General features: G+C 60.4%; 20 protein-coding genes. 10 read left to right on the top strand and 10 right to left on the bottom strand.

The window, feature by feature from the left end:
- Positions 1 to 188 precede the first annotated feature (188 nt).
- Entirely contained in the window at positions 189 to 1,928 is a 1,740-nt protein-coding gene (locus J4E00_RS14495; RefSeq protein WP_208175896.1) for a T9SS type A sorting domain-containing protein, read from the top strand.
- Positions 1,929 to 2,140: 212 nt separating this feature from the next.
- On the opposite strand, the gene J4E00_RS14490 is transcribed toward J4E00_RS14495, so the two are convergent.
- The 4 genes from J4E00_RS14490 to J4E00_RS14475 all read right to left on the bottom strand — a co-directional run bounded on the left by J4E00_RS14490 (position 2,141) and on the right by J4E00_RS14475 (position 6,570).
- Entirely contained in the window at positions 2,141 to 3,211 is a 1,071-nt protein-coding gene (locus J4E00_RS14490; RefSeq protein WP_236049797.1) for a chorismate mutase, read from the bottom strand.
- A gap of 182 nt (positions 3,212 to 3,393) precedes the next feature.
- Positions 3,394 to 4,320, bottom strand: coding sequence for a prephenate dehydrogenase (locus tag J4E00_RS14485; protein ID WP_236049795.1), 927 nt, complete (start codon positions 4,318 to 4,320; stop codon positions 3,394 to 3,396).
- Between the two features lie 21 nt (positions 4,321 to 4,341).
- The gene (locus J4E00_RS14480; protein WP_236049793.1) at positions 4,342 to 5,535 is read right to left on the bottom strand and encodes a pyridoxal phosphate-dependent aminotransferase; all 1,194 of its coding nucleotides are present in this window, start codon (positions 5,533 to 5,535) and stop codon (positions 4,342 to 4,344) included.
- Positions 5,536 to 5,625: 90 nt separating this feature from the next.
- A complete protein-coding gene (locus tag J4E00_RS14475; RefSeq protein WP_208175894.1) occupies positions 5,626 to 6,570 on the bottom strand; it encodes a prephenate dehydratase in 945 nt (314 codons plus the stop codon).
- A gap of 482 nt (positions 6,571 to 7,052) precedes the next feature.
- Between J4E00_RS14475 and J4E00_RS14470 the strand changes: the two genes are divergently transcribed.
- The 4 genes from J4E00_RS14470 to J4E00_RS14455 all read left to right on the top strand — a co-directional run bounded on the left by J4E00_RS14470 (position 7,053) and on the right by J4E00_RS14455 (position 10,387).
- The gene (locus J4E00_RS14470; RefSeq protein ID WP_208175893.1) at positions 7,053 to 7,601 is read left to right on the top strand and encodes a GNAT family N-acetyltransferase; all 549 of its coding nucleotides are present in this window, start codon (positions 7,053 to 7,055) and stop codon (positions 7,599 to 7,601) included.
- Between the two features lie 108 nt (positions 7,602 to 7,709).
- Entirely contained in the window at positions 7,710 to 8,348 is a 639-nt protein-coding gene (locus tag J4E00_RS14465) for a YhcH/YjgK/YiaL family protein (RefSeq protein WP_208175892.1), read from the top strand.
- Positions 8,349 to 8,405: 57 nt separating this feature from the next.
- Positions 8,406 to 9,659 (top strand): TPM domain-containing protein, encoded by a 1,254-nt coding sequence (locus J4E00_RS14460; RefSeq protein WP_208175891.1) that lies wholly within the window; start codon positions 8,406 to 8,408, stop codon positions 9,657 to 9,659.
- Between the two features lie 182 nt (positions 9,660 to 9,841).
- A complete protein-coding gene (locus tag J4E00_RS14455; protein ID WP_208175890.1) occupies positions 9,842 to 10,387 on the top strand; it encodes a GNAT family N-acetyltransferase in 546 nt (181 codons plus the stop codon).
- Between the two features lie 2 nt (positions 10,388 to 10,389).
- Here J4E00_RS14455 and J4E00_RS14450 read toward each other — a convergent pair whose 3' ends face one another.
- Together J4E00_RS14450 and J4E00_RS14445 are read right to left on the bottom strand one after the other, a co-directional pair.
- Positions 10,390 to 11,055 carry a hypothetical protein gene (locus J4E00_RS14450; RefSeq protein ID WP_208175889.1) on the bottom strand — a complete coding sequence of 222 codons (666 nt, stop codon included), beginning with the start codon at positions 11,053 to 11,055 and terminating at the stop codon, positions 10,390 to 10,392.
- A gap of 47 nt (positions 11,056 to 11,102) precedes the next feature.
- On the bottom strand, positions 11,103 to 11,702 hold the full coding sequence (locus J4E00_RS14445) for a TetR/AcrR family transcriptional regulator (RefSeq protein ID WP_208175888.1): 600 nt from the start codon (positions 11,700 to 11,702) through the stop codon (positions 11,103 to 11,105).
- A gap of 117 nt (positions 11,703 to 11,819) precedes the next feature.
- On the opposite strand from J4E00_RS14445, the gene J4E00_RS14440 reads away from it, so the two are divergent.
- The 4 genes from J4E00_RS14440 to J4E00_RS14425 all read left to right on the top strand — a co-directional run bounded on the left by J4E00_RS14440 (position 11,820) and on the right by J4E00_RS14425 (position 14,275).
- Entirely contained in the window at positions 11,820 to 12,587 is a 768-nt protein-coding gene (locus tag J4E00_RS14440; protein WP_208175887.1) for a creatininase family protein, read from the top strand.
- Between the two features lie 111 nt (positions 12,588 to 12,698).
- Positions 12,699 to 13,337 carry an HAD family hydrolase gene (locus tag J4E00_RS14435; protein ID WP_208175886.1) on the top strand — a complete coding sequence of 213 codons (639 nt, stop codon included), beginning with the start codon at positions 12,699 to 12,701 and terminating at the stop codon, positions 13,335 to 13,337.
- A 47-nt stretch (positions 13,338 to 13,384) separates the two neighbouring features.
- On the top strand, positions 13,385 to 13,735 hold the full coding sequence (locus J4E00_RS14430) for a DUF433 domain-containing protein (protein ID WP_208175885.1): 351 nt from the start codon (positions 13,385 to 13,387) through the stop codon (positions 13,733 to 13,735).
- Positions 13,736 to 13,849: 114 nt separating this feature from the next.
- The gene (locus tag J4E00_RS14425) at positions 13,850 to 14,275 is read left to right on the top strand and encodes a hypothetical protein (RefSeq protein WP_208175884.1); all 426 of its coding nucleotides are present in this window, start codon (positions 13,850 to 13,852) and stop codon (positions 14,273 to 14,275) included.
- Between the two features lie 11 nt (positions 14,276 to 14,286).
- On the opposite strand, the gene J4E00_RS14420 is transcribed toward J4E00_RS14425, so the two are convergent.
- The 4 genes from J4E00_RS14420 to J4E00_RS14405 form a co-directional block, all read right to left on the bottom strand.
- Positions 14,287 to 15,948, bottom strand: coding sequence for an MFS transporter (locus tag J4E00_RS14420; protein ID WP_208175883.1), 1,662 nt, complete (start codon positions 15,946 to 15,948; stop codon positions 14,287 to 14,289).
- A gap of 127 nt (positions 15,949 to 16,075) precedes the next feature.
- A complete protein-coding gene (locus J4E00_RS14415; RefSeq protein WP_208175882.1) occupies positions 16,076 to 17,110 on the bottom strand; it encodes a LacI family DNA-binding transcriptional regulator in 1,035 nt (344 codons plus the stop codon).
- A 296-nt stretch (positions 17,111 to 17,406) separates the two neighbouring features.
- Entirely contained in the window at positions 17,407 to 18,009 is a 603-nt protein-coding gene (locus tag J4E00_RS14410) for a pentapeptide repeat-containing protein (RefSeq protein WP_208175881.1), read from the bottom strand.
- An 82-nt stretch (positions 18,010 to 18,091) separates the two neighbouring features.
- Positions 18,092 to 20,164: an ExeM/NucH family extracellular endonuclease gene (locus J4E00_RS14405; RefSeq protein WP_208175880.1), complete on the bottom strand. Its 2,073-nt coding sequence runs from the start codon at positions 20,162 to 20,164 to the stop codon at positions 18,092 to 18,094.
- Between the two features lie 221 nt (positions 20,165 to 20,385).
- Here J4E00_RS14405 and J4E00_RS14400 point away from each other — a divergent pair, with 221 nt between their 5' ends.
- On the top strand, positions 20,386 to 21,738 hold the full coding sequence (locus J4E00_RS14400; RefSeq protein WP_317196630.1) for a Gfo/Idh/MocA family oxidoreductase: 1,353 nt from the start codon (positions 20,386 to 20,388) through the stop codon (positions 21,736 to 21,738).
- Positions 21,739 to 21,771 lie beyond the last annotated feature (33 nt).

The following is a 21,771-nucleotide window of genomic DNA, read 5'->3' as shown; positions in this document are numbered from 1 at the left end:
CAGCTTCTTGCTTAGCCCATGTTGCTACTCGGTGCACGGTGCAAAGCAAATACCTTTGCCATATAGCAGTATTTAGGGTTAATAGATTGTTTTTCGCAGATAAGTCCCTTTGCCTTGCATTTGGACTTCTGTGTGCGCCTAACTTTACTGAGTTCCACCACGTAATGGCGCTTTTAACGCCTCTATTCATGAAAGCTTTTTCCTCCTTACTGTGCAGCGGGCTAGTATGGCTACTGGTGCTGACCAGGCCAACAAGTCAGGCCCAGACGCCCGCCTGGCAGTCGGCCATGGTGGTGGGGGGAAGTAGCTCCAATGTCGTTATCAAAGCCACAACCACTGCAGCCAGCGGCGACCTTTACGTGGCCGGCAGTTTTTCCAACTACGTCAGCATTGGCAATACTCAGCTGCTCAGTACCGGCGGTACCGACGGCTTTATAGCCAAATGGAGCCCGGTTGCCAACGACTTCGTGTGGGCCTACCGCCTTGGCGGCACCGACCTCGACCAAGTAACGGCCGTGGCACTCAGTGGCAACCAGGTGTACATCGCTGGCACCTTTTTCAGCCCCACCGCCAGCTTCGGCAACGTGAACATCAGCAATGCCGGCGGCTTCACCACCGTGGGCACCGATGGCTTCGTAGCCAAGCTCACCGATGCTGGCACCAGCGCCAGCTTCAACTGGGCCCAGCAGTTGGGAGGCGCCGGCCAAGATGCTGCTACTGCCTTGGTAGCTAATGGAAGCAGCGTGTACGTGGGTGGTCATTTTGCCAGCCCCAGCGCCAGCTTCGGCAGCGTCACGCTCACCAATTCCACCTCCTCGCCCACATTTGCCGATGGCTTCGTAGCCAAGCTGGTCGATGCCGGCACGAACACCAGCGTCAGCTGGGCCCGGCCTATCACCGGCCCAGCAGCCAAGTACGTCAATGCCCTCGCCGTAAGCGGTGCCACCGTGTACGCCACGGGCTACTTCGGCGGCCTTTCGGTTTCCTTCGGCGGCACTACCCTTCCTAACTCCGGCGGCACTGCCAATGCTTACGTGGCCAAAATAGCCGATGCCGGTACCAGCAGTACTTGGCAATGGGCCCTGCAAGCCGGTGGCACGGGCCGCGACGTGTGCAACGCCATTGCCGTGAGCGGCAGCCGGGTGTACGTGGCCGGCAGCTTCTCCGGGGCCACCATGCCACTGGGCAGCCTCACCATTGCCAACGCTGATGCAGGTGGTACTTCCGATGCCTTTGTAGCAGCCGTGGCCGACGCGGGCAGCACCGCCACCTGGCGCTGGGCCCAGCAGGCCGGCGGCAGCTCCAACGACCAGGCCACCGTGCTAACCACTTCCGGCACCAGTGGCGTGTACCTGGCCGGCACTTTCACCAGCGGGGCCTTCACTATTGGCACCACCGCATTCACCAATACCGGCGGTAGCGCCCTGGTTGCCAGCCTCACCGATAACGGCCTCACGGCCACGGCCAACTGGGCCCAGCGCGGAGGCACCACCAGCACCAATGCTGACGCCGCCTGCCTGACCCTGACCGGGGCCAAGCTATACGTGGCCGGCAGCTTCCAGAGCACAGCCACCTTCGGCACCCAGACGCTGACCAGCTCCATTCCCGGCGCAGCCAACTTCCTAGCCTCCCTCACCGACCCCACCATCACGGCCAACACATCAGCCAAAAACAGCCTGTCGTTCGAGCTGGCGCCCAATCCGGCCCACGCCGCCACCAGTGTGCAGCTACCCGGCGTGCCCGGCGCGACCACCACGACCATGGCTTTGCTTGATGTACTGGGGCGCAACGTACGCACTGCCACCGTGCAGCTGCCCACCGCCGGCCTGCACCACGAGTTCAACCTAACGGGCATCACCCCTGGCATTTACACCATGCGCGTAACTGCTGGCACCACCGCATCTGCCCGCCGGCTGGTAGTGGAGTAACAGCACTGCACAGAAAGACCTTGTCATTGCGAGGAGGCACGACATTCCGCGAATTGAGCGGAGACAATCCGTCCTGTTCTCAGCGCCTAACCTCATAATGGAACGAAGCCCCGGCACTGCGTAGCACCGGGGCTTTGTCACTTCTCGAGGTTGGTCGCGTTGGGAGAACGGTTGCCGCGTTGCGCTTGCAATGACGCTGTTTCCCAACCGTTCTACCCTTCCATCACTTTATTCTGGCGGTTGATGGACTCCAGGTGCACGGCGGCCAGGTATTGCTCCACAAAGTCGTGGGTGAGGCCCACGGTGGCACCCTGGCGCTGGGCGCGTTCCAGTACCTCGTTCCAGCGGCTGGTTTGGAGGATGGTGATGTCGTTTTCCTTTTTGTAGAGACCGATTTTCTCAGCCACGCCCATGCGGCGGCCCAACAGCTGCATAATCTCGGCATCGAGCTGGTTGATTTGCTCGCGTAGCCCGGACAGGGCCGTGAGGAATTCGCGCTGGTCGGTGGTCTCGTGCCGCCACACCAAGCCCTCAATAAGGTCGCGGAGCGCTTCGGGGGTGATTTGCTGCTTGGCATCGCTCCAGGCATTGTCCGGGTCGATGTGGCTTTCTATCATCGTGCCATCGAAGTCCAGGTTGAGGGCCTGCTGGGCCACCGCAGCCAGCGTATCGCGCCGTCCGCAAATGTGGCTGGGGTCGCAGAGCAGCGGTAGTTCGGGCAGCCGGCGCTTCATCTCGATGGGCAGGTGCCACATCGGCGCATTGCGAAAATCGGTATTCCCATAGCTCGAGAAGCCCCGGTGAATGAGTCCTACCTGCTTCAAACCGGCTTTTTGCAGGCGCTCCACCGCGCCCACCCACAACTCCAGCTCAGGGTGAATGGGATTTTTCACTAGCACCGGCACATCCACGCCGCGCAGTACGTTGGCGATTTCCTGCACCGAAAACGGGTTACCGGTCGTGCGCGCGCCCACCCACAGAATGTCGACGCCGAAGGCCAGGCAGTCTTCCACGTGCTTGGCCGTGGCCACTTCCACGGCAATGGGCAGGCCGGTTAGCTCACTGGCTTTCTTGAGCCACGGCAGCCCCTTGGTGCCCACGCCCTCGAACATGCCGGGTTTGGTGCGTGGTTTCCAGATGCCGGCGCGCAAGGCCTGCACCTTGCCAGTAGCGGCCAGGCGTTGGCAGGTTTCGAGCACTTGCTCCTCGGTTTCGGCCGAGCACGGGCCCGAAATGAGGAAAGGCTTGTCGTCGGGCTGGCGGTTGAATAAGGCGGATTTCATTTGGGTTTCGGGAGTCATATGAATTTTGAATTTTTAGTCCTCAGAACGTCAAAGTGAGCCGAGCCTACCTCGCATGCGGCAGTAATCAAGACTGGCCAAAAGTTGATTTACCTACTCGGCAAGATGATGCGGCTCGGCTCCGCGTGATGTTCTTTATGGTTGTGTTGAAAAGCATGAGTCCATCACGGAATGATTTTCCGGATGTGATTAGCCTGCTGAATCTGCTCCGTCAGGCCGTCGTAGTCTTCCCGCGCCAGCAGCTCGCGCAGGTGCTGGAGTTGGTGCAAATGCTCATCGAGCACATCGAGCACATTGAGTCGGTTTTGGCGAAAGATGGGCACCCACATTGCCGGCGAGCTTTTCGCCAGCCGCACTGTGGAGGCGAACCCCCCGCCCGCCAAATCGAAGATGCGCTGCTCCTCCTTTTCCTTTTCCAGCACCGTGAGTGCCAGGGCAAACGAGGTGATGTGCGAAATGTGCGACACATAGGCCGTGTGCAGGTCGTGCGCCGCCGCATCCAGATACAGCAGCCGCATGGGCAGCGCCTGAAATAGGGTGGTAACCGTGGCCACGGCGTCGGCGTCGCTCCGCTCCGTGTCGCAGAGCACCACGGTTTTGCCATCGAACAGGCCCTGTATGGCTGCATCCGGCCCTGAGTATTCGGTGCCAGCCATGGGGTGCACCGCCACGAAACGTCCTCGGCGCGGGTGCCCAGCCACAGCCGCCAGCAGCGCCCCCTTGGTCGAGCCCACGTCGAAAACGACCTGATGGCTTTCAACGGCATCGAGCACGGCGGGCAGCACCGTGAGCATGGCGTCCATGGGCACGGCCACCACCACCAAATCGGCCCAGCGCACGGCGGCAGTCAGGTCCGTTTCAATGGCATCGACTAAGCCCAGCTCCAGCGCCCGGCGGGCGTGCTCCGCGCTATGCTCTACGCCTACAAACTGCTGCGCCAGCCCGCGCTGCCGCAAGCTGAGGGCCAGCGAGCCGCCAATGAGGCCAAGGCCGATGATGGCAACGGTTTTAGTGCTTGGTACCTGGTGCTTGGTGCCTGGCATTGTTTCACTGCCGGCAGTTGATGGTGAAGGCATGGGGAGCTTTTCCATTGTTTCAGGTTTTCAATTCGACTAAGCACTACGCACCAGGCACCAATTTTCAACCCGCGCCAGGGCCTCACGCAGCAACGCTTCCGGCTGGCACAGGCTGGCCCGAATGTATCCGAGCCCATTGCTGCCGAAGATGCCGCCCGGCGTGAGGAACACCCGCGCCTCGGCCAGCACGGCATCGCTTAGCGCGTAGCCATCGGTGAAGCTGGCCGGTACCGCCGCCCAGATGAATAGGCCTGTCTGGCCCGGCGCAGGGGCACAGCCCAGGGCCCGCAGCAGCTCCAGCACCAGCTCGCGGCGGGAGCGGTAGGTGGCGTTCAATGCTGCAAACCAGTCTTCGCCGAGGGCCAGGGCCGCCATCGCTGCTTGCTGCACCGGCAGAAACATGCCCGAGTCCATGTTGCTCTTGAAGCGCAGCACATCGGCCAGAATATCGGCTCGGCCGACCAGCATACCCACCCGCCAGCCGGCCATGTTATGGCTTTTGCTGAGCGAGTTCAGCTCAATGGCTACCTCGCGGGCACCGGGCACCGCCAGCAGGCTCACAGGCGGCGTTTCATTCAAAATGAAGCCGTAGGGATTATCGTGCACCAGCAGAATCCCATGGGCTTTGGCGAAGGCCACGAGGCGCGTTAGGAACGGCAAATCGGCGGCCGTGCCGGTGGGCATGTGCGGGTAGTTCACCAGCATCAGTTTCACCCGCGAAAGGTCGGTTTCAGCTAGCGCCTCCAAATCGGGCAGCCAGCCTTGGGCTTCCGTCAGGTCATATTCGCGCACCTCGGCCCCGCAGATTTCGGCTACGGCGCGGTACGTCGGGTAGCCGGGGTTGGGGATGAGCACAACATCGCCGGCCTCCAGAAACGTCATGCCGATGTGCATCAGGCCCTCTTTCGAGCCCAGCAGCGGCAGGATTTCGGTGGCCGGGTCCAGCGCCACGCCGTAGTGCCGCTGGTAGAAACCGGCCATCGCCCCACGCAACGTGGGCGTGCCCTGGTAGCTCTGGTAGCCGTGGGCATTGGGCTGGGCGGCAGCTTGGGTTAGCGCCTCAATCACGCTGGGGTGTGGCGGCAAATCCGGGCTGCCAATGCCCAGGCTGATGATATTGGCCCCGGCGGCATTGAGGGCCGCCAGTTCGCGTAGCTTGCGGGAAAAGTAGTATTCGCCGGTGTGAGCCAGGCGGCTGGCAATGGAAATGTTCATGATGCTGGTTGTCATTGCGAGCGGAGCGAAGTAACCCATCCTTGTAAAAGCGCTTCACTTCGTGATATGATGAGACTTGAAATCTGGAAGAAACAGAGCGATTGGTCACATTTCGAGGGTTGGTCGCGCCGAGAGGACGGATTGCTGCGCTCCATTGCGCTCTGCTTGCAATGACAGTTCTGCACCCATTGCCTCCTCCATGCTGCCGCGCCGGTACGCCCCCAGCACCCGCAGCTCCTCCGTGACTGGCGCTAAATCATCCAGCAATGCCTCCAGCTGGCTGATTTCAGCAAACTCCACATCGGCATGGAATCCGTAGTGCCAGGCTCCTGCCGGGGTACGAGCATGGCCGGAACGCGGACACGACTGCAGCTTGCTCAGATTCAGCCCTTGTGCCGCCACACGAGCAAGCACGGCAGCCAGGCTCCCCGGCGCGTGCGGTGCACAGAAATAGAGCGAAGCCTTATCTGCCAACGGGTCACTTTCAGCGGTTTCGGCGCGCTCTAGCACCAGGAAGCGGGTGTAGTTGTGCGGGTCGTCGTGGATGGCGGGGGCGAGGATTTCGAGGCCGAACTGCGCAGCAGCCTGGGCCCCGGCCACTACAGCCACGCCGGGCGTGCGGGTTTCGGCCAGGAGCTGGGCACTATGGCCGGTGTCGTCGGTTTCCACCAGCTTCCAGTGAGGGTGGCGGTCCAGGAATTCGCCGCACTGGCGCAGGGCCATGGGATGGGAGTGGACGGCCTGCACATCGGCCAGCGTGGTACCGGGCAGGCCCATCAGGTGCTGGTGAATGGGCAGGTACACCTCCCCCGTCACACGGACAGCATGGCGCTCCAGGAGTAGGTAGTTGGGCAGAATGCTGCCGGCCAGCGAATTTTCCATGGCCATGAGGCCCGCGTCAGCTGTGCCATTTACTACATGGGCCACCACAGCCGCGAAGGTGGTGCAAGCCAGCAACTCGGGCTTAGCCCCGAAGAACTGACGGGCCGCTACTTCGTGGAAACTTCCCTGAAAACCCTGGATGGATACGTTTCTTGGTGCCTGGTGCATGGTGCTTGGTTGTTGGCTGGCTTTCATTACCGTCTCTGTTTTCCCTGTTACCATCCTGAACGCAATAAAAAAGGGCCTCGCTTGTGCGATGGCCCTGGTTGTTGATTGTCGTGCGATGGTTGGCACGGGCAACAAGGGGCCGGCTTCTTCGGATAAAAGAAGTAGCAGCAATAGCTAAAGAAGAAGGCTTGCAGGGACTGCATGAGCGGAAAAATAGGCATTAAAAAAGCGCCTCCCGAAGAACGAGCGGCGCTGGAGATGCTTGAGGGCTAGCTACAAACGGCGGCTCGTTCTACGCGGTGGCGTAGAAGTAATAAAAGCCAAAAAAGTAGCGCGTCTGGAGCATGAGTTGCGATGTTTGCGGCTGCAAGGTAGGCAGCGCTGCGAGAAAAGCAAATTTTCGGACAATTTGTTCGTCTTCATTGTTGGTCCGTAATCAATGCCGCCGGCCGCGCCGCCGCTTCGTATAATTTAATTCCACTATGATTCCGCTTATCACCCAAACGCCCCACCTCACCATTCTGTCGGCCAGCCGCGCCCTGCTCACGGCCGAGCTGCACAAGCCCCATTATTTCCCGGTGTTGCTGGGGGCCGCCCTACCAGATAACTGGCCGCCCAGCACCTACGAGCGCGCCATTCAGGAGAATGCGCTGGCGCAGCTCACGGCCGGCGGCCGTGATGCTGCCGGCTGGTATGGCTGGTATGCCCTACGCAAAGCCGACGATGCCGCTCCACGCACCCTCGTGGGCATGGGTGGCTTCCTGGGCCCGCCCGATGCCACCGGCACAGCCGAAATCGACTACGCCATTGCCTCGGACTGGCGCAGCCAGGGCTTGGGCACGGAACTGGTAGCGGGACTGGTGCAGCAAGCAGCTGCCACGGGCATGGTGCGCCGGCTGGTAGCGCATATTCCAGCTGATGAGCCAGCCGCGCAGCAGGTGCTGCTACGCAACGGCTTCGCGCCGGCTGATGCTCCCGAGGCGGACGGCCGCCAGCGTTTCGAGCGGGCCGTGGAGCCGGCCGCGGCGTAGTACGCCCTGCCACCCAGGTTGCAGCTCTAGCCGCAGCCTAACTGGCACGGAAGCTGCCAGCACGCGGTATCTTCACCGCGTTCAATGACGCTTTCTCTCTTTTCAAACATGAAAAATCCCTTGCTGAAAACCGGCCTGCTGCTGCTTGGTGTGGCGGCGCTTGGCTTCACGGCCCGCGCCCAAACCACTCCTGCTGCTACCACCGAGACCTGGACCAAAAAAAAGGCCGAAAAGTGGTTCAAGAGCCGCGTTTGGGCCAATGGCTTGAAGCTGAATGTGCAGGAGTCGATTGACAAAGTCGAGTTTGCCAAGCAGTATAATGCCAACAAGGCCGTCTGGGATAAGGCTTTCGCCTACTTCCGCGATACCAACCTCGACCAGCTCACGCCCGGCAAGTACCCGGTAGACGGTGATAACGTAACCGCTGCCGTGACCGAAAACCCTACCAAAGACTACGATAAAACCAACTGGGAATCGCACCGCAAGTTCATCGACATGCAGTACGTGGTGCAGGGAGCCGAGAAAATTGGGGTGGTGCCCATCGACAAAGCCACTGTGACTAAGCCTTACGATGAGACCCGTGACGTGGCCAATTACAGCGCCGAAGGCACGCTTTACGAAGCCAAGCCCGGCACTATTTACGTTTTCTTCCCAAGCGATGTGCACCGGCCCAACATCAAAGCCGACGGCTTCGACAAGGACAAGAAGCTGGTACTGAAAGTGCGGGTGGCCTCTACGGGCAGCTAATTAGCAGCGGATGACGTAGAAGGCGCATCAAAGGCTTTCCACTTCATCCGCTGAGCTATGCATCGTTTCCTGCTTTTCGCTTTTCTATTTCTCTCGGCTGGGCTGGCGCGGCCTGTGCTGGCCCAGACCGACGGCTTGCCACCCCGGCCCAACCCCTTCCGCTTCGTCAATGACCAGGCCCAGCTGATGCAGCCGGCCGACGCTAAGAAGCTGGAAAACGGCCTGCGCCGCTACGCCGACAACACTGGGACGCAAGTGGTGGTCGTGACCGTACCCTCGCTGGGCGGCCGCACCGTGTCCGATTACGGCCGGGCCTTGGGCAACGCCTGGGGCGTGGGGCAGCGCGACAAAAACAACGGTATTGTGGTGCTGGTGAGCCAGCAGGAGCGCAAGGTGACCATCCAGCCCGGCAGTGGGTTGGAGAGCGTCATCACGCCAGCTGTGACAAGCCGCGTCATCAATGAAATGACGCCCGGCTTCAAGCAGGGCAACTATTTCGCCGGTCTACGCACCGGCCTGAATACGCTGATGGCCACGGCTAACCCCAATACAGCGAAGAACCAGGCAGCCGCTAGCAACGACGTTGCCACGCCCGGCGCAACGGACGGCATGAGCACGACGGAATCATCGGCATCGTCGAACCTGTCGCAGAATACCCAGTACCCAACCTCCAACGAGCCCGTCACGACGCCCATTGAGTCGGCGCCATCGGGCCCGGGCATGGGCACGCTGCTAATTGGCGCGCTTGTGATTGGCGGTATCCTGTGGTTTATCATCCGCATGTTCCGCAATCGTAGCGCGGCGGGCAGCGCCCCGCAGAATGGCACGCCTAACTTCTACCCTAATCGGCCTAGCGGTCCGGCTGGTGGCGGTTACGGCCAGGCCCCCGGCAACTACGGCCCTGCCGGCTATGGCCAGATGCCAATGCAAAGCAGCGGCTCCGGCATCGGCGGTATGCTGGCTACTGGTGCGGCAGCAGCGGCCGGTGCCTATATCGGCAACCGCATGGCATCGGGGCACGATACATCGGGTCAGAACATGTCGAATTATGACAACAGCAATTTCAACACTGGCGCGGCTGGGGTAGCGGGTGCTGCTGGCACGGGTGCGGCCGGCGACTACTTTTCTTCACGCGACGGCGGCACGACTGAAAATACCTCCCCCGACTATTTTTCCGACGCTAATACGGCCTCAGATAACTCGTCGGACTACTTCTCGTCGGACGATAATTCTTCCTACGACGACCCGTCGTCCGGCGACACCGGCGGCGGAGGCTTCGACAGCAGCAACGACAACAGCGGTTCCTGGTAGAGCAATGGCCTGCCAGCTGGCAGCAGCTACTATGAAACGGGCCCCGGCGCAAGCAGCGTCGGGGCCCGTTGGCGTTCCGGTGCTGTGGTAAATAACCGTAAGTTGCGCTCCGAAACACGGGACCGGCCGGAACGCAGCCTGTTCTGAGCCGCCCTGGTTTGCCCGCACTTTTTCCTTCTGCAATGTCCACCACTCCTCCTATCCAACTAGCCCCCATACTGGAAACCAGCCGCCTACGCCTGCGCGGCTTTCGCGCCGATGACTTCGATGCCTGGTTTGCCATGAGCCGGAACATTGATTACCACCGCTACTTTACCCCGGAGCCCATGCCAGCGGAGGAAGTATGGAAGCTGCTGCTGCGCAGCGCTGGCCATTGGGCGGTGATGGGCTATGGCTTCTGGGCTGTGGAGGAAAAAGCCAGTGGCCGCTTTGTGGGCGGCATCGGCTTTCTGAACCTGAAGCGCGACATTGACCCGCCGCTGGGCGACGCACCCGAAATTGGCTGGGTGCTTGACCCCGCCATCCACGGACTGGGCTATGCCACCGAGGGCGTGACCGCTGCCTTGGAATGGGGCGCGCAGCACTTCGGACCGGTGCGGACGGTGTGCATCATTCACCCCGAAAATGAGCCCTCGCTACGCGTAGCGGCCAAATTCGGCTACCACGAATACGCTCGCTCCACCTACCACGATGCGCCAATCGTGCTATTGGAGCGTCTCGTACAATAGTGCTAAAGCGTCCCTTGGCGGTGCACTCGCAATAGCCGCACGATGGCATAAATGCCCGGCAGCATGGGCAGCGCGGCCGTCCACATGCCGGGAAAGTAGTAATGGCCGGTAGTGCCGAAATAATAGTTCGGCATGTTAGCCACAAAATGCCCGTTGCTTACCACGGCCGAAATTGTGTGGGTCAGTTCGGGATGAATAGCCGGTTTTAGGGCCGAAAAAATAAAGTGCGTGAATTCGGCCACGCCCGGCCCAATGAAAATGAACCAAGCCATAAAGCCTGCGATGGGCACGCGATAGTACAGTCCCAACGCTGTGAGCGTATACAGCACGGGACCAAAAAAGGCGAACACCAGCAGGAAGCCCCGCTCCGTCCAGCTGATGTCGAACAGCCGGCTCATCGCCGGGCCAAAGCCGGTCAGGTACTCCTCCGTCATGTGAATTTCCAGGGCCGCTACCGTCAGCAGGAAAAGCGGCAGAATGAGCGCGGGGTCGGTGGGACGGCTCAGGTTGGTTCTGTACCACAGCAGGAGTGCTACCGTGCCCGAGCCACCCACAATTACTACTGGTGGCAAGCCGATATTATAGTAGCCAGCGGCCATTGCCACGACCAGAAAAACCAGCGCGCCGCCAAAGCTAGCCCGTTGGGTAAAATTGGTTGAATGTATCATGAGTGAATTTAAACTAACCAGTTGGTTAATGAACGAGTAAAAAAAACTCACAGCTGCCTTAGCAGCAGCTGCGTGATGTGAGAGGTACGCTCACGGAGAAAAGCACGGTATTTTGCCTCATTCTTGTGCATGAGGGGGCTGAGTAGGGGCTGGGCCAGCACAGGATACACACACAGAGACACCATGTTGGCAAAAAAATGCTCGGCCGCATTAGGCTCCTGATACTGCGGCTTGGTGGCAGCCAGCTGCTGCCGAAAGTTGGTCAGGTCGATAATGCGGCGGTCGCTGAACTGGGCGCTGAGGCGCTCGGGATGCTGTTGCAACTCGTGCATGATAAAGGCGGCGAGGGCCGGCGTTTCCATCAGGGCCGTAGTAGTGTAGGCCACGTACTGCTCAATTTTGGTTTGTAGCGGGGCCGTGCCACTCAGCACCTGCGCGATGCCGCCCAGAAACTGCCCCAAGGCCTGCTGAAATACCATGTCGAACAGCTGCTCCTTGCTCTTGAAATAATAGTGCAACATCGCCTTATTGATGCCGGCCAAGTCAGCAATTTCTTGCATTCGAGCCCCACTGAAGCCCTTTTGATAGAACACAGCGCTGGCTAAAGTCAGAATTGTGTCGCGGGTGGAGGCATCCAAGCTTTTCATGAATTAACCAGTTGGTTAATTCAAAGGTAATTATTTTTAACATAATCTGCGCTTAGCCGACACGAGCTGCACCACAACCGATAACTTCGTTCTTACGTCATCATTCTCCCTCCCCTAATGGCCCCGCGTCCCTACATTCTCGCTGAAACCACCTGGAAAACTGTGCAGGAGCACTACTATGAAGTAGTGGTCCTGCCCTGGGGTGCCACCGAGGCGCACAACTACCACCTGCCCTACGCTACCGATAACATCCAGGCCGATTACGTGGCGGCGGAGGCCGCGCGCAAGGCGTGGGAGAAGGGCGCAAAAGTGGTGGTGCTGCCCTGCATCCCGTTTGGGGTGAACACCGGCCAGCTTGATATCACGCTGGATATGAACCTGAACCCGAGCACGCAGCTGGCTATTCTGGGCGACATTGTGCACACCTTAGCCCGCCAGGGCATCCCGAAGCTGGTGATTCTGAACGGCCACGGCGGCAATGACTTCCGCCAGATGCTGCGCGAACTGCAAGCCGATTTCCCCAACGTATTCCTAAGTACGCTGAACTGGTTTAAAGCGGCCGACCGCAATCAGTATTTCGACGCGCCCGGCGACCATGCCGACGAGCTGGAAACCAGCACCATGCTGCACATCACCCCCCACCTGGTGAGCCCATTGGCCGAAGCCGGCGACGGGGCGGCCAAGCAATTCCGCATCGCGGCGTTGCGCCAGGGCTGGGCCTGGGCGCAACGCGAATGGAGCCAGGTTTCGGCCGATACCGGCGTGGGCAACCCTGCCGCTGCCACGGCCGCAAAAGGCGCTGCCTTTCTCGAAGCCGTGACCACGAACATCGCACAATTCCTGGTAGAGTTGGCCGCCGCCGACCCGCAGGATTTGTACGAATAAGAACCCGAAGGCTATTCAGCAAGTTAGTTCAGGACCGGCGAGTGGTTTTGCTGGTCCTTTTTGCCGTTGCCTGGTCCAACCACGCCAGACATCAAATGCTCATACCAGCCTATGCCCGTTCAATTTGACAGCGTGATTTTCGACCTCGACGGCACCTTATGGGATGCCTCGGTGGCCATTACCAAAGCCTTCCAGACGGCCAGCAGCAGCGTCGACTACATTGACCACGACGTGACCCTGGCCCAAGTGCAGGCCGTGACCGGCCAGCCCTACACCGTGGTATATGAGCGGCTGTTTCCGAACCTACCCGCTGAAAAATTTGATGAGTACCGCACCCTCTGCGCCCGCCACGAGCTGGCCGCTGCCGTGGAGCACGGCGGAGCTTCCTACCCCGGCCTGGAAACCACGTTACGCTATCTGCTGAACCAGGGCTACCGCCTGTTCATCGTCAGCAACTGCCAGCGAGGCTACGTGGAGGCTTTTTTCGAACACACCGGCCTGGAACGCTACTTCGAAGGGCACCAGTGCTTCGGCACCAAGCTGCTGCCAAAATCCGAAAACATCCGCGAGATAGTGGCGGAGTTTGGCCTGCAAGCACCTGTATATGTAGGCGATACCCTGGGCGACCTCACTGCCAGTCAAGCGGCGGGCGTGCCGTTTATCTTCGCTACCTACGGCTTTGGTCAGCTGAATGAGGCGGAAGCGCCCGTCCGCATCGACCACCTCGGCGACCTGGAGCGACTGCTGTAGCAACGGGCCAGTTGCGCACCCGGCCGGGTTTTTGTAATATTGGAAATATGAATTTTCCAGCCATTCCCCGTATTACCATCCATCCGGCCATTTGTGAAGGGCAGCCTACGGTGCGCGGCCTGCGCTATCCCGTGTGGCAAGTGCTTGATTGGCTGGCGGCGGGCCTGACTACGGATGAAATTCAGGCCCAGCACCCGGTGCTGGAGCCCGAAGACTTCCAGGCGTGCCTGGCGTTTGCGGCGGGCCGCCTCAAGCCCTTGGCCCGCGCCATTGAGCCACCAGCAGAAACTGAAAATTCGGAGCAGTGGCTGCTGGGCCGCCAAAGCCAGTGGCTGGCCGAGCAGGAATTCCTAAAGCAGCTTTGGGAGCGTAATCCAGCTCGCCCGTCGGCTTCGTAAGCACAAAAAGCAGCCGTGGTGCCAGCGCGGCTCAGCGTCTTTGGCATTACGCGTAACTGCGTAGCTTTGGCAGGCTTGCCATTGTCGAAATATAGCCGTGGTTTGTTGTGCCCCATGTACCAGGAACTCGCCTCAAGCTCTTTTCTGCACGTCTCTTACCGGCCCGATTCGTGCCTTCTCATCGGGCGCTGGCTTGCGTCCATCAGCGAGGAGCAGTTGCGTGAGGGCTACGAAACCATGCGCCTGGCAGCCCTCGAACACAACTGCACGCACTGGCTGATGGATGCCCGCCGGCGCGTCGACCGCAGCCGCAATGGCCCCGAATGGGTCGTAACTACTTTCCTGCCCAAAGTGCAACGCGAGTTCGACCGCCGGCTCTGCGTAGCCTTCCTCGTACTGCCCAACCGCCTTGCCGAACTGGAAGCCGAAGGTGAATCGGAGAAGTCACCCGACCGGGCCGCGCTTTTTCAATACGCCCGCTTTATTGACGAGGGTGCTGCCAATGCCTGGCTCGACCACTACCGGCTGGGTGGGCAGTAAGCCGGCAGGCCTTACCGCTGGCTTTCCAGCGTGGCAATGGGCGTGGCCATTTCCACATTTGATGTATTGGGGAACGATAGAAAGTGCGTAACCCTGGGCTCCTCGGGCCCTCGATGAAACTGCCGCACGCGGGCCTCCACCACTTGGTCTTCGCGGGTGAAGCGGTGGTGCTGGCGCTCGTGTTCGCCCCAGGTAGCCACATAGAAAAACTCGGTAATGCGCGTGGGCTGTGCCACGTCGGAAAACACGCCAGCGCGCAGGGCGCCGTCGCGCAGTCGCAGCCGTTTTAGCTTCTCGGCGGCAGCCTGGAAAGCGGCCCAGTCGGTGGGGTCGATGCGGTATTCCACCATCACCAGCACGGGGCCATCGTCAGGGTCGATGGGGCCTTTTGTGGTGGGGTCGGGCCAGTGCTCGGCGGGAGCCAGGTCCAGGCCCTCGGCCGATTTCATAGGGAAGGGCAACGCCAGCAGCGTGCTGGCCAGCATCCAGCCGGCGGCGGCCAGCAGCGCAATTTCCAGCGAGAGGTGGTCGGCCAGCTCGCCCCACACCAGACTGCCCACCGAGAGGCCCGCCTGAAACACCAGCATGTACACGCTAATCACGCGGGCCTGCACCCAGCGCGGCACACTCAGCTGCACCGTGGTGCTAAAGCTGGTCATCACCATCAGCCAGGCAATGCCCGAAATGAACATCACCGCGTAAAGAATGTAAATCTGCGTCACCAGTGCCAACGCGGTATTGGTACCCACGAAAACCAGTACACCCAGCAGCACGCGTTGATTGAAAGTGAGCCGCGAGCCCGCCCGGCCCATCAGCAGCGCTCCCGTAATGGCGCCCGCGCCCAGCCACGACAGCATCACCCCGTAGTGCCCGGAGCTCAGGTGCAGCTTGCGCGCTACCACCACCGATACCAGGCCCCACATGGCCGCCGCCCCAAACGCAAACGCGAACGTGCGCACCAGCACCCCATAAATGGCCGGCGAATACTGCACGTAGCGCATCCCCGCCCGCAACGCGCCAATGAAGTTTTCGGCCGGTCCGCTGGTCACCGTAGGCTTGCGCTTCCAGAAGTACACCACCGCCCAGGTGCCCAAAAACGAAATTCCGTTCAGAATAAACACCCAGCCTGCTGAGTAATAGGCAATAATGGCCCCGCCAATGGCCGGTCCAATAGCCCGCGCAATGTTGTTGCTAACGCCATTGAGCGTAATAGCTGAGGGCAGTACCGGCCGCGGCACCAACTCCGTGGCCACTGCCTGCCAGATGGGTGCATTCAGGGCCGCGCCCATGCCCAGCAGGAAGGTAAAACCCAGCACTCCGTAGGCCGAAATGCCGTTCATCAGGGTGAGGGCTCCCAACCCCGTGGCCACCACCGCCATGAAGCCCTGCGTGAGCAGCAGCAGCTTGCGGCGGTCAATGAGGTCGGCCATGGCACCGGCCGGCATGCTGAGCAGGAAGGAAGGCAATGAGGTGGCGGTCTGCATCAGGGCCACCAGCAGTGCCGAGCTGGTGAGCATGGTCACGAGCCACACCCCGGCCACGTTCTGCATCCAGGTGCCCACGTTAGATACCATGCCCGCAATCCAGATAGCGCGGAAAACGGAGTAGGCGAACGGCGTCCAGAGGGTTACTTTGGCAGCAGGGGCATCGGGCGAAACAGCAGTATCGGACATCAAGCAGCAGTAGGTTTTCGCTGATGATAACAGCGAAGCGGCGCAAATGGCTTCCTACGGCGGAGGACGATAAAAGGTGGGGAAAGGAACGTCATGCCTTGGCTACGCTCGGCATAACGTTCTACAATTATCGGCGCTGCGACGACTCGCGCACCAATAGCTTGGGCTTGAGCACGATGGGCTTGGGGGGGCCCTGACGCTGGGGGCTGCCTTTCAACATTTTTTGCAGCAGCTGCACGGCGGTTTTACCCATTTGCTCGCAGCGCTGGTCTACCGAGGAAAGGTTGGGCTCGGTGAGGGTGGTGAACATTTCGTTGCTGAAGCCCACCACGGCCACATCCTGCGGCACGCGCAGGCGCTGGCTTTTGGCGGCTTGTACCGCCCCGATGGCCGCCAGGTCGTTGCTCGAAAACACGCCATTAGGGCGCTGAGGCAGCTTTAGCAGCTGGCGCATGGCCTGGGTGCCGCCCTTCTGGTTCATCTCGCAAAACAAAATCAACTCCTCGTCCACCTCGATACCGTGGGCGGTGAGGGCGTCGCGGTAGCCCTGGTGGCGGTTTTTGTGGATATTGAGGTGCAGCGGGCCGCTAAGGTGGGCAATACGCGTGCAGCCCTGCTCTATAAGGTGCGTCACCACCTGGTAAGCGCCCTGATAGTCGTCAATCATCACCGAACTGATGTTGCTGCCCTCGAAATCCTCCACCACGCGGTCGAAAAACACCAGCGGAATGTTCTGCTGGCGCACGGCCTCGAAATGCCGGAAATCGTGGGTTGTATTGGCCAGCGATACCATGATGCCTTCCACCTGCGAGTTCATCAGCAGGTCGATATTGGTTTGTTCCTGGCGGGTGTCTTCGTTCGATTGGCAAATCATCACGTTGAAGCCCAGCTTGGCGGCTTCGGTGGCGATGCCGTGTACCACTTGTGGGAAAAAGTGCCCCGTGATGTGCGGTACCAGCACGCCCAGTGTGTTGCTACGGCCCCGACGCAGGGCGGCGGCCAGCTGGTTGGGCTTGTAGTGTAGCTCTTCGGCTAGCTGGCGCACGCGGGCCTTGGTGGCTTCGCTCACGTCGTCGTGGTCGGAGAGGGCACGGGAAATAGTGGAGGGCGACAAGCCCAGGGTCTTGGCGAGGTCGGTAATGGAAGCGCGGCGATTGGCCATCTGAATTCGTTGTAGCAAGATAAAAAAACACCCGCGCGCTGGTCGCGCAAGGCGGCGTCTGGCGCAACCGGAAGCGAGCCTGTGAGTTGCTCTGAAGCGCTCCGGCGCCGCCTACTAACAAGGAACCGAAAGGGGAACAACAGCCCGGTGAAAGGGCCATTTTTTCGGGCATAGATGGGAATTCCCCCGCAATCTAACAACCGGAATCGAATCCGGAACCCTCGCGGCTATGTTTTTTGCGTTGACATTCAGGAAAGGCCATATTTAAGCCTCATTCAGGACCTTCTGCGCAAACGTTATTCCACCACCAATTCCCACTTGGCAACTACCCCCAGCAGGCCGTGCAAAGTGAATTTCGCACCTTTCAGCGGATTGGCTTCGGGGTCGATGGTAAAGCCGGTAGCAGTGCGAAAATCAGCGCCCGACAGCCGGGTATTCTGAAATACCGTGCCCGCCAGCACACACTCCTGAAACACGGCTTCGGTGAGGTCGGCGTCGGCAAAATCGGCATCCTCCAGGTTGCAGCCTACGAAACGGGTGGCGGGCATGGTGCGGCCCGCGAAGGAGGCATAGCGCAACTGGCACTGGTCGAAATGCACGCCAAACAGCATATCGCGGCAGGCTGTAAACTGCAATCCTAGCAGCTTGCATTCGTCAAACGCCACGTTCTGCAGGGCCGTGCCTGCTAGCTTGGCCGCCGAGAGGTTGCAGCGCTCAAACCGGCAGTCGGTAAAGCGCAGCCGGCTCAAATCGGCTTCGCCGAACTCGCAGTTGATGAAGTGATATTCCTCGAACTCGGTATGACCCAGCAGGTGGCGGGCGTCCCAGCGCTCTACCACGTTTTCTTCGGGAAAATGGCTCGGCTTACGGAGCAGGGCGGGCTTGCGGCGGGGTTTCATGGTTGGCTAAGGCAGGATTTGCGACAGCGAAGAACGTCATGCCGAGCGTAGCCAAGGCATCTCGCGGGCCGGGCATTGTTCCTTATTGCTTCACCACGCGCTGCGCCTGGCTAAATCCAGCGCCGCTCAGCCGTAGCAAATAGGTACCCGGCAGCAGCCGCAACGTCTTTTGGCGGATTTCAGCCTGCAAATACTCAGCCGAGCCATGCAGCGAAAGCACGCGCTGGCCCAGCGCGGATACGACTTCCAGCGTCATCGGCCGCGCTTCAAAGCCAGCAAGGCGCAGGTTGAAGGCCCCCGTAGCGGGATTCGGAAATACCTGAAGCTGGCCTGTGGTAGCTGATTTTGCCGTGCCCGTCACGGTACTGCGGAAGTTCAGGCCAATCAACACGGGGTCATGGTCGGAGGAGCGGAAGGGGCTGGTAACGTCTGTAGCCGCACCGGCCACATCGTATTCCAGAAACTCGGGCTCGGCGGCGTTGATGTGCCACTTTTCTACGGCCGCGTGGCCGACCAGCTCGGGCGAGAGCACAGCGTGGTCGAGGCTGCCGCTCAGGCCATTGAAGACGTAGGAAACGCTGCTGGCGGGGCTGCTCAGCACAAAGCCGGCGGCCCGCAGAATGTCCATGGGGTCTTCCTCGTAGTTGGCGTTGTAGTCGCCCACGCTCACCACGTAGCGCGTGCCGGCGGGTCGCACCGTGTTGTTAATAAACTGTACCAGAGCGGCGGCCTGATTCTTCCGGCGCAGGTTGGACGCGCCCTGGCCATCCTGCTGGTCGGCGTTGGCCCCGCTGCCGCTGGCCTTGGACTTCAGGTGGTTCACGACGAGCGCGAAGGTGTCGCGCACGGCCGTGTTGTTGGTGGTAAAAAGCTGGGCCAGCGGTGGCCGCTCGAAGGTGCCCGTGACGGTAGCCAGCAGCACGTTGCCGTAGGGCGTAAGGACGGCCGGCTTGTAGACGATGGCGCAGTGAATGAGGTCGGTGTTGTTGGGCTGGCTGTTGGCCCCGTCGTTGATGAAGGCGTAGGTGCCCGCGCCCAGCACTTGGTTCAGGCCGTTTACCAGGTCCTGAATGGCCGAATTGGGGCCGGTGCCATCGTTCTCAATCTCCATCAGGCCAAATACGTCGGCATTCATCTGGGTGAGGGCGGCGATGATTTTGCTGCGCTGACGCTGGAAGTCGGCCAATGTATTGGCACCGCGCGAGGTCGGAAAGCCGCCGCCCAGCCCGTCGCCGTTGAAGAAATTGAGCACGTTCATGCTGGCCACTTTCACCTGCGCATTGCTGAAAACCGGCACTGGCGGGCGCACGGTGGTTACTACTGGCGCGTCGGCCCCAGCCAGAGGCTGAATGCGCCAGCTGCTGCTGGCATAGCCCATAATGCCACGTAATTGCGTAATGGTGCTGCCCACCCGTACCGTGCCGGTGGCCGCGTCGAGGTAGGGAATAGGCTGCGGATTGACGGTGACGCGGCCGTCATCGAGGAGCAGGGACTTACCGACGTTGGCGGCCTGGTAGGCATTTACGGCGGGCACGTTGCTGATGCCTGTGCTGCTGGTGCCGCTGGCGGGGTCGTCGTTGGGGTCCACCAGCTGGGTGGGTTGGTAGACGAGGCCGCGCAGGGAAATATCCAGCTCACCCCGCGATTTCAGCGTGGACAAATCCGACACCGTAACCGGAGCCGAAAACTGCACCCGCATGCCTTCATATGCCTCCGCGTTGGCTATGGAAAAAGTAGCATTGTCGAGCACCGTAAAGGTTGGTTGCGGGCTGCTGGCTGCCAGCACGGTAATGGTGGGGCTGGTGAGTACGGCTTGGTTGAAGGAAGGTGTGCTGGCAATTTCCTGCACTGCCCCGCTGATGCGCACGCGGTTGCCCACCACTACGGCAGGGTTGGTTTGCACCACGTATAGGGCGTCCGAGGTGGTAGGGTCGGCATCGGCGCTGGCGGCGTCGTTCTGCACGTAGAAGCCAGCCGGGCTCAGGCCTGGGTACACAGCCGTCACCACGCCTTCGATGGTGTAGGTGCCCGAAGTGGCCAGCACGCCCGTGCCCTGGATGGTGCCAATGGGCGTGATGGTTTGGGCCTGGGCCAGACTACCCGTTAGCAGGCCGAGAAAAGCAACAAAGAAAGAGCGGGTCAGAACCGGCATCATACAGTTGAAAACAATTATAATCCCAATACGGGGACTACAAATGTACTTGTAAATTGACAGTTGGACCCGAAGCAGTTCTCTGAAAAAAACCGCAGGGCTCGGCAGGCACTCACCCGCATAGCTCAAGCTGAACCATGGCTGCAATAAGCGCAACCAGCCCGAAATTTTCGGCAACTCGCAAGCCGGCCCGGCACGTAAGCAAAAGCTGTACTCTTCCAATTATGACCATGTTCCAGGAAAATACCGCTTATAACACGGCCTTCAACTCCGAAGCCGAAAACGGCTACGACTATTCGCGCCGCCACTTTATCAACCACGCCGGCCGGGGGCTGCTGGCGGTGGGCGTGGCTAGTGCCCTACCCCTGGCCGCTGCCGGAGCAGCCACTGCGGCCAAAGAAGCTTTCCCGCCCACCAGCGGCCCGCTTGATATCAAGCTGCCGCCGCTCGAAGCCCCCACCGACCCCAAAGGCGCCGAGCCCTTCAACCCCGACGCGCCCGAGCGCCGCGTGGGCTATGCCGTGGTAGGCCTGGGCCACCTTACGTTGAATGAGATTCTGCCGGCTTTTGCTCAGTGCAAGCACGCCAAACCAGTAGCGCTGGTGAGCGGCGACGCCGATAAAATGGCCAAAGTAGCTCAGCAGTACGGCATCAAGCCCAGCAGCTGCTACTCGTACCAGACCTACGACAACCTCAAGAATAACCCCGAGGTGGAGGTGATTTACATCGTGCTGCCCAACTCCATGCACCACGAGTTTACCATTCGGGGCGCCAAGGCAGGAAAGCACATTCTCTGCGAAAAGCCCATGGCCAACTCGGCCAAAGAGTGCGAAGAAATGATTGAGGCCTGCAAAAAAGCCGGCAAAAAACTCATGATTGCCTACCGCATTCAGTACGAGCCGCTGAACCGCCAGGTGCAGAAGCTGGTGCGCGACAAAACCTACGGCGCCACCAAGATGCTGCAAATGATGAACACCCAAAACCAGGCCCACGACCAGCAGTGGCGCCATAAAAAAGCCCTGGCCGGCGGCGGCTCCCTGCCCGACGTGGGCTTGTATTGCCTCAACACCACCCGCTTCCTCCTCGGAGAGGAGCCCATCGAGGTATCGGCCCAGATTTACAGCACGTCGGGCGACGACCGGTTCAAAGAAATCGAAGAGAATGTGAGCTTTACACTGCGCTTCCCCAGCGGCGCCATCTCACAGTGCATGACCGGGTACGGCTCCTTCAACAACAAAAGCTACACCGTGTACGCCGAAACCGGCAGCATCAAGATGGACCCGGCTTTCCCCTACAAAGGCCTGCACCAAGAGCGCATTCACGCGCCCGGCGGCAAGCAGCTAAAGGAAACGCCCAACGACCCGCAGAAGGACCAGTTTGCCCTCGAAATGGACCACATGGCCGAGTGCGTGCGCCAAAACAAAACGCCCTACACGCCCGGCGAAGAAGGTCTGCAAGACCAGCGCATTATGGAAGCCATCTACAAATCGGCCAAGGAAAACAAGCCCGTCAAACTACCCGCCGTGGCCAAGCTCGACGCTTTCCGGGGAGAGGCACCTAAGGAAGAAGAAGCCTAAGCCACAATAGGTCGGCGAACGACTTAACGCTTT

Origin of the sequence: Hymenobacter negativus, from assembly GCF_017571495.1 — a bacterium.
Classification (GTDB): domain Bacteria; phylum Bacteroidota; class Bacteroidia; order Cytophagales; family Hymenobacteraceae; genus Hymenobacter; species Hymenobacter negativus.
Note: the sequence above shows the minus strand (reverse complement) of the source record. Positions and strands in the feature narration are given on the sequence as shown.

Bases quoted from the DNA above. Each gene is read 5' to 3' on its own strand.
- J4E00_RS14415 (WP_208175882.1), bottom strand. From the start codon at position 17,110: ATGGCCAATCGCCGCGCTTCCATTACCGACCTCGCCAAGACCCTGGGC.
- J4E00_RS14425 (WP_208175884.1), top strand. From the start codon at position 13,850: ATGTACCAGGAACTCGCCTCAAGCTCTTTTCTGCACGTCTCTTACCGG.
- J4E00_RS14400 (WP_317196630.1), top strand. From the start codon at position 20,386: ATGACCATGTTCCAGGAAAATACCGCTTATAACACGGCCTTCAACTCC.
- J4E00_RS14455 (WP_208175890.1), top strand. From the start codon at position 9,842: ATGTCCACCACTCCTCCTATCCAACTAGCCCCCATACTGGAAACCAGC.
- J4E00_RS14475 (WP_208175894.1), bottom strand. From the start codon at position 6,570: ATGCACCAGGCACCAAGAAACGTATCCATCCAGGGTTTTCAGGGAAGT.
- J4E00_RS14405 (WP_208175880.1), bottom strand. From the start codon at position 20,164: ATGATGCCGGTTCTGACCCGCTCTTTCTTTGTTGCTTTTCTCGGCCTG.
- J4E00_RS14470 (WP_208175893.1), top strand. From the start codon at position 7,053: ATGATTCCGCTTATCACCCAAACGCCCCACCTCACCATTCTGTCGGCC.
- J4E00_RS14495 (WP_208175896.1), top strand. From the start codon at position 189: ATGAAAGCTTTTTCCTCCTTACTGTGCAGCGGGCTAGTATGGCTACTG.
- J4E00_RS14465 (WP_208175892.1), top strand. From the start codon at position 7,710: ATGAAAAATCCCTTGCTGAAAACCGGCCTGCTGCTGCTTGGTGTGGCG.
- J4E00_RS14440 (WP_208175887.1), top strand. From the start codon at position 11,820: ATGGCCCCGCGTCCCTACATTCTCGCTGAAACCACCTGGAAAACTGTG.
- J4E00_RS14410 (WP_208175881.1), bottom strand. From the start codon at position 18,009: ATGAAACCCCGCCGCAAGCCCGCCCTGCTCCGTAAGCCGAGCCATTTT.
- J4E00_RS14480 (WP_236049793.1), bottom strand. From the start codon at position 5,535: ATGACAACCAGCATCATGAACATTTCCATTGCCAGCCGCCTGGCTCAC.
- J4E00_RS14450 (WP_208175889.1), bottom strand. From the start codon at position 11,055: ATGATACATTCAACCAATTTTACCCAACGGGCTAGCTTTGGCGGCGCG.
- J4E00_RS14490 (WP_236049797.1), bottom strand. From the start codon at position 3,211: ATGAAATCCGCCTTATTCAACCGCCAGCCCGACGACAAGCCTTTCCTC.
- J4E00_RS14445 (WP_208175888.1), bottom strand. From the start codon at position 11,702: ATGAAAAGCTTGGATGCCTCCACCCGCGACACAATTCTGACTTTAGCC.
- J4E00_RS14460 (WP_208175891.1), top strand. From the start codon at position 8,406: ATGCATCGTTTCCTGCTTTTCGCTTTTCTATTTCTCTCGGCTGGGCTG.
- J4E00_RS14430 (WP_208175885.1), top strand. From the start codon at position 13,385: ATGAATTTTCCAGCCATTCCCCGTATTACCATCCATCCGGCCATTTGT.
- J4E00_RS14485 (WP_236049795.1), bottom strand. From the start codon at position 4,320: ATGGAAAAGCTCCCCATGCCTTCACCATCAACTGCCGGCAGTGAAACA.
- J4E00_RS14420 (WP_208175883.1), bottom strand. From the start codon at position 15,948: ATGTCCGATACTGCTGTTTCGCCCGATGCCCCTGCTGCCAAAGTAACC.
- J4E00_RS14435 (WP_208175886.1), top strand. From the start codon at position 12,699: ATGCCCGTTCAATTTGACAGCGTGATTTTCGACCTCGACGGCACCTTA.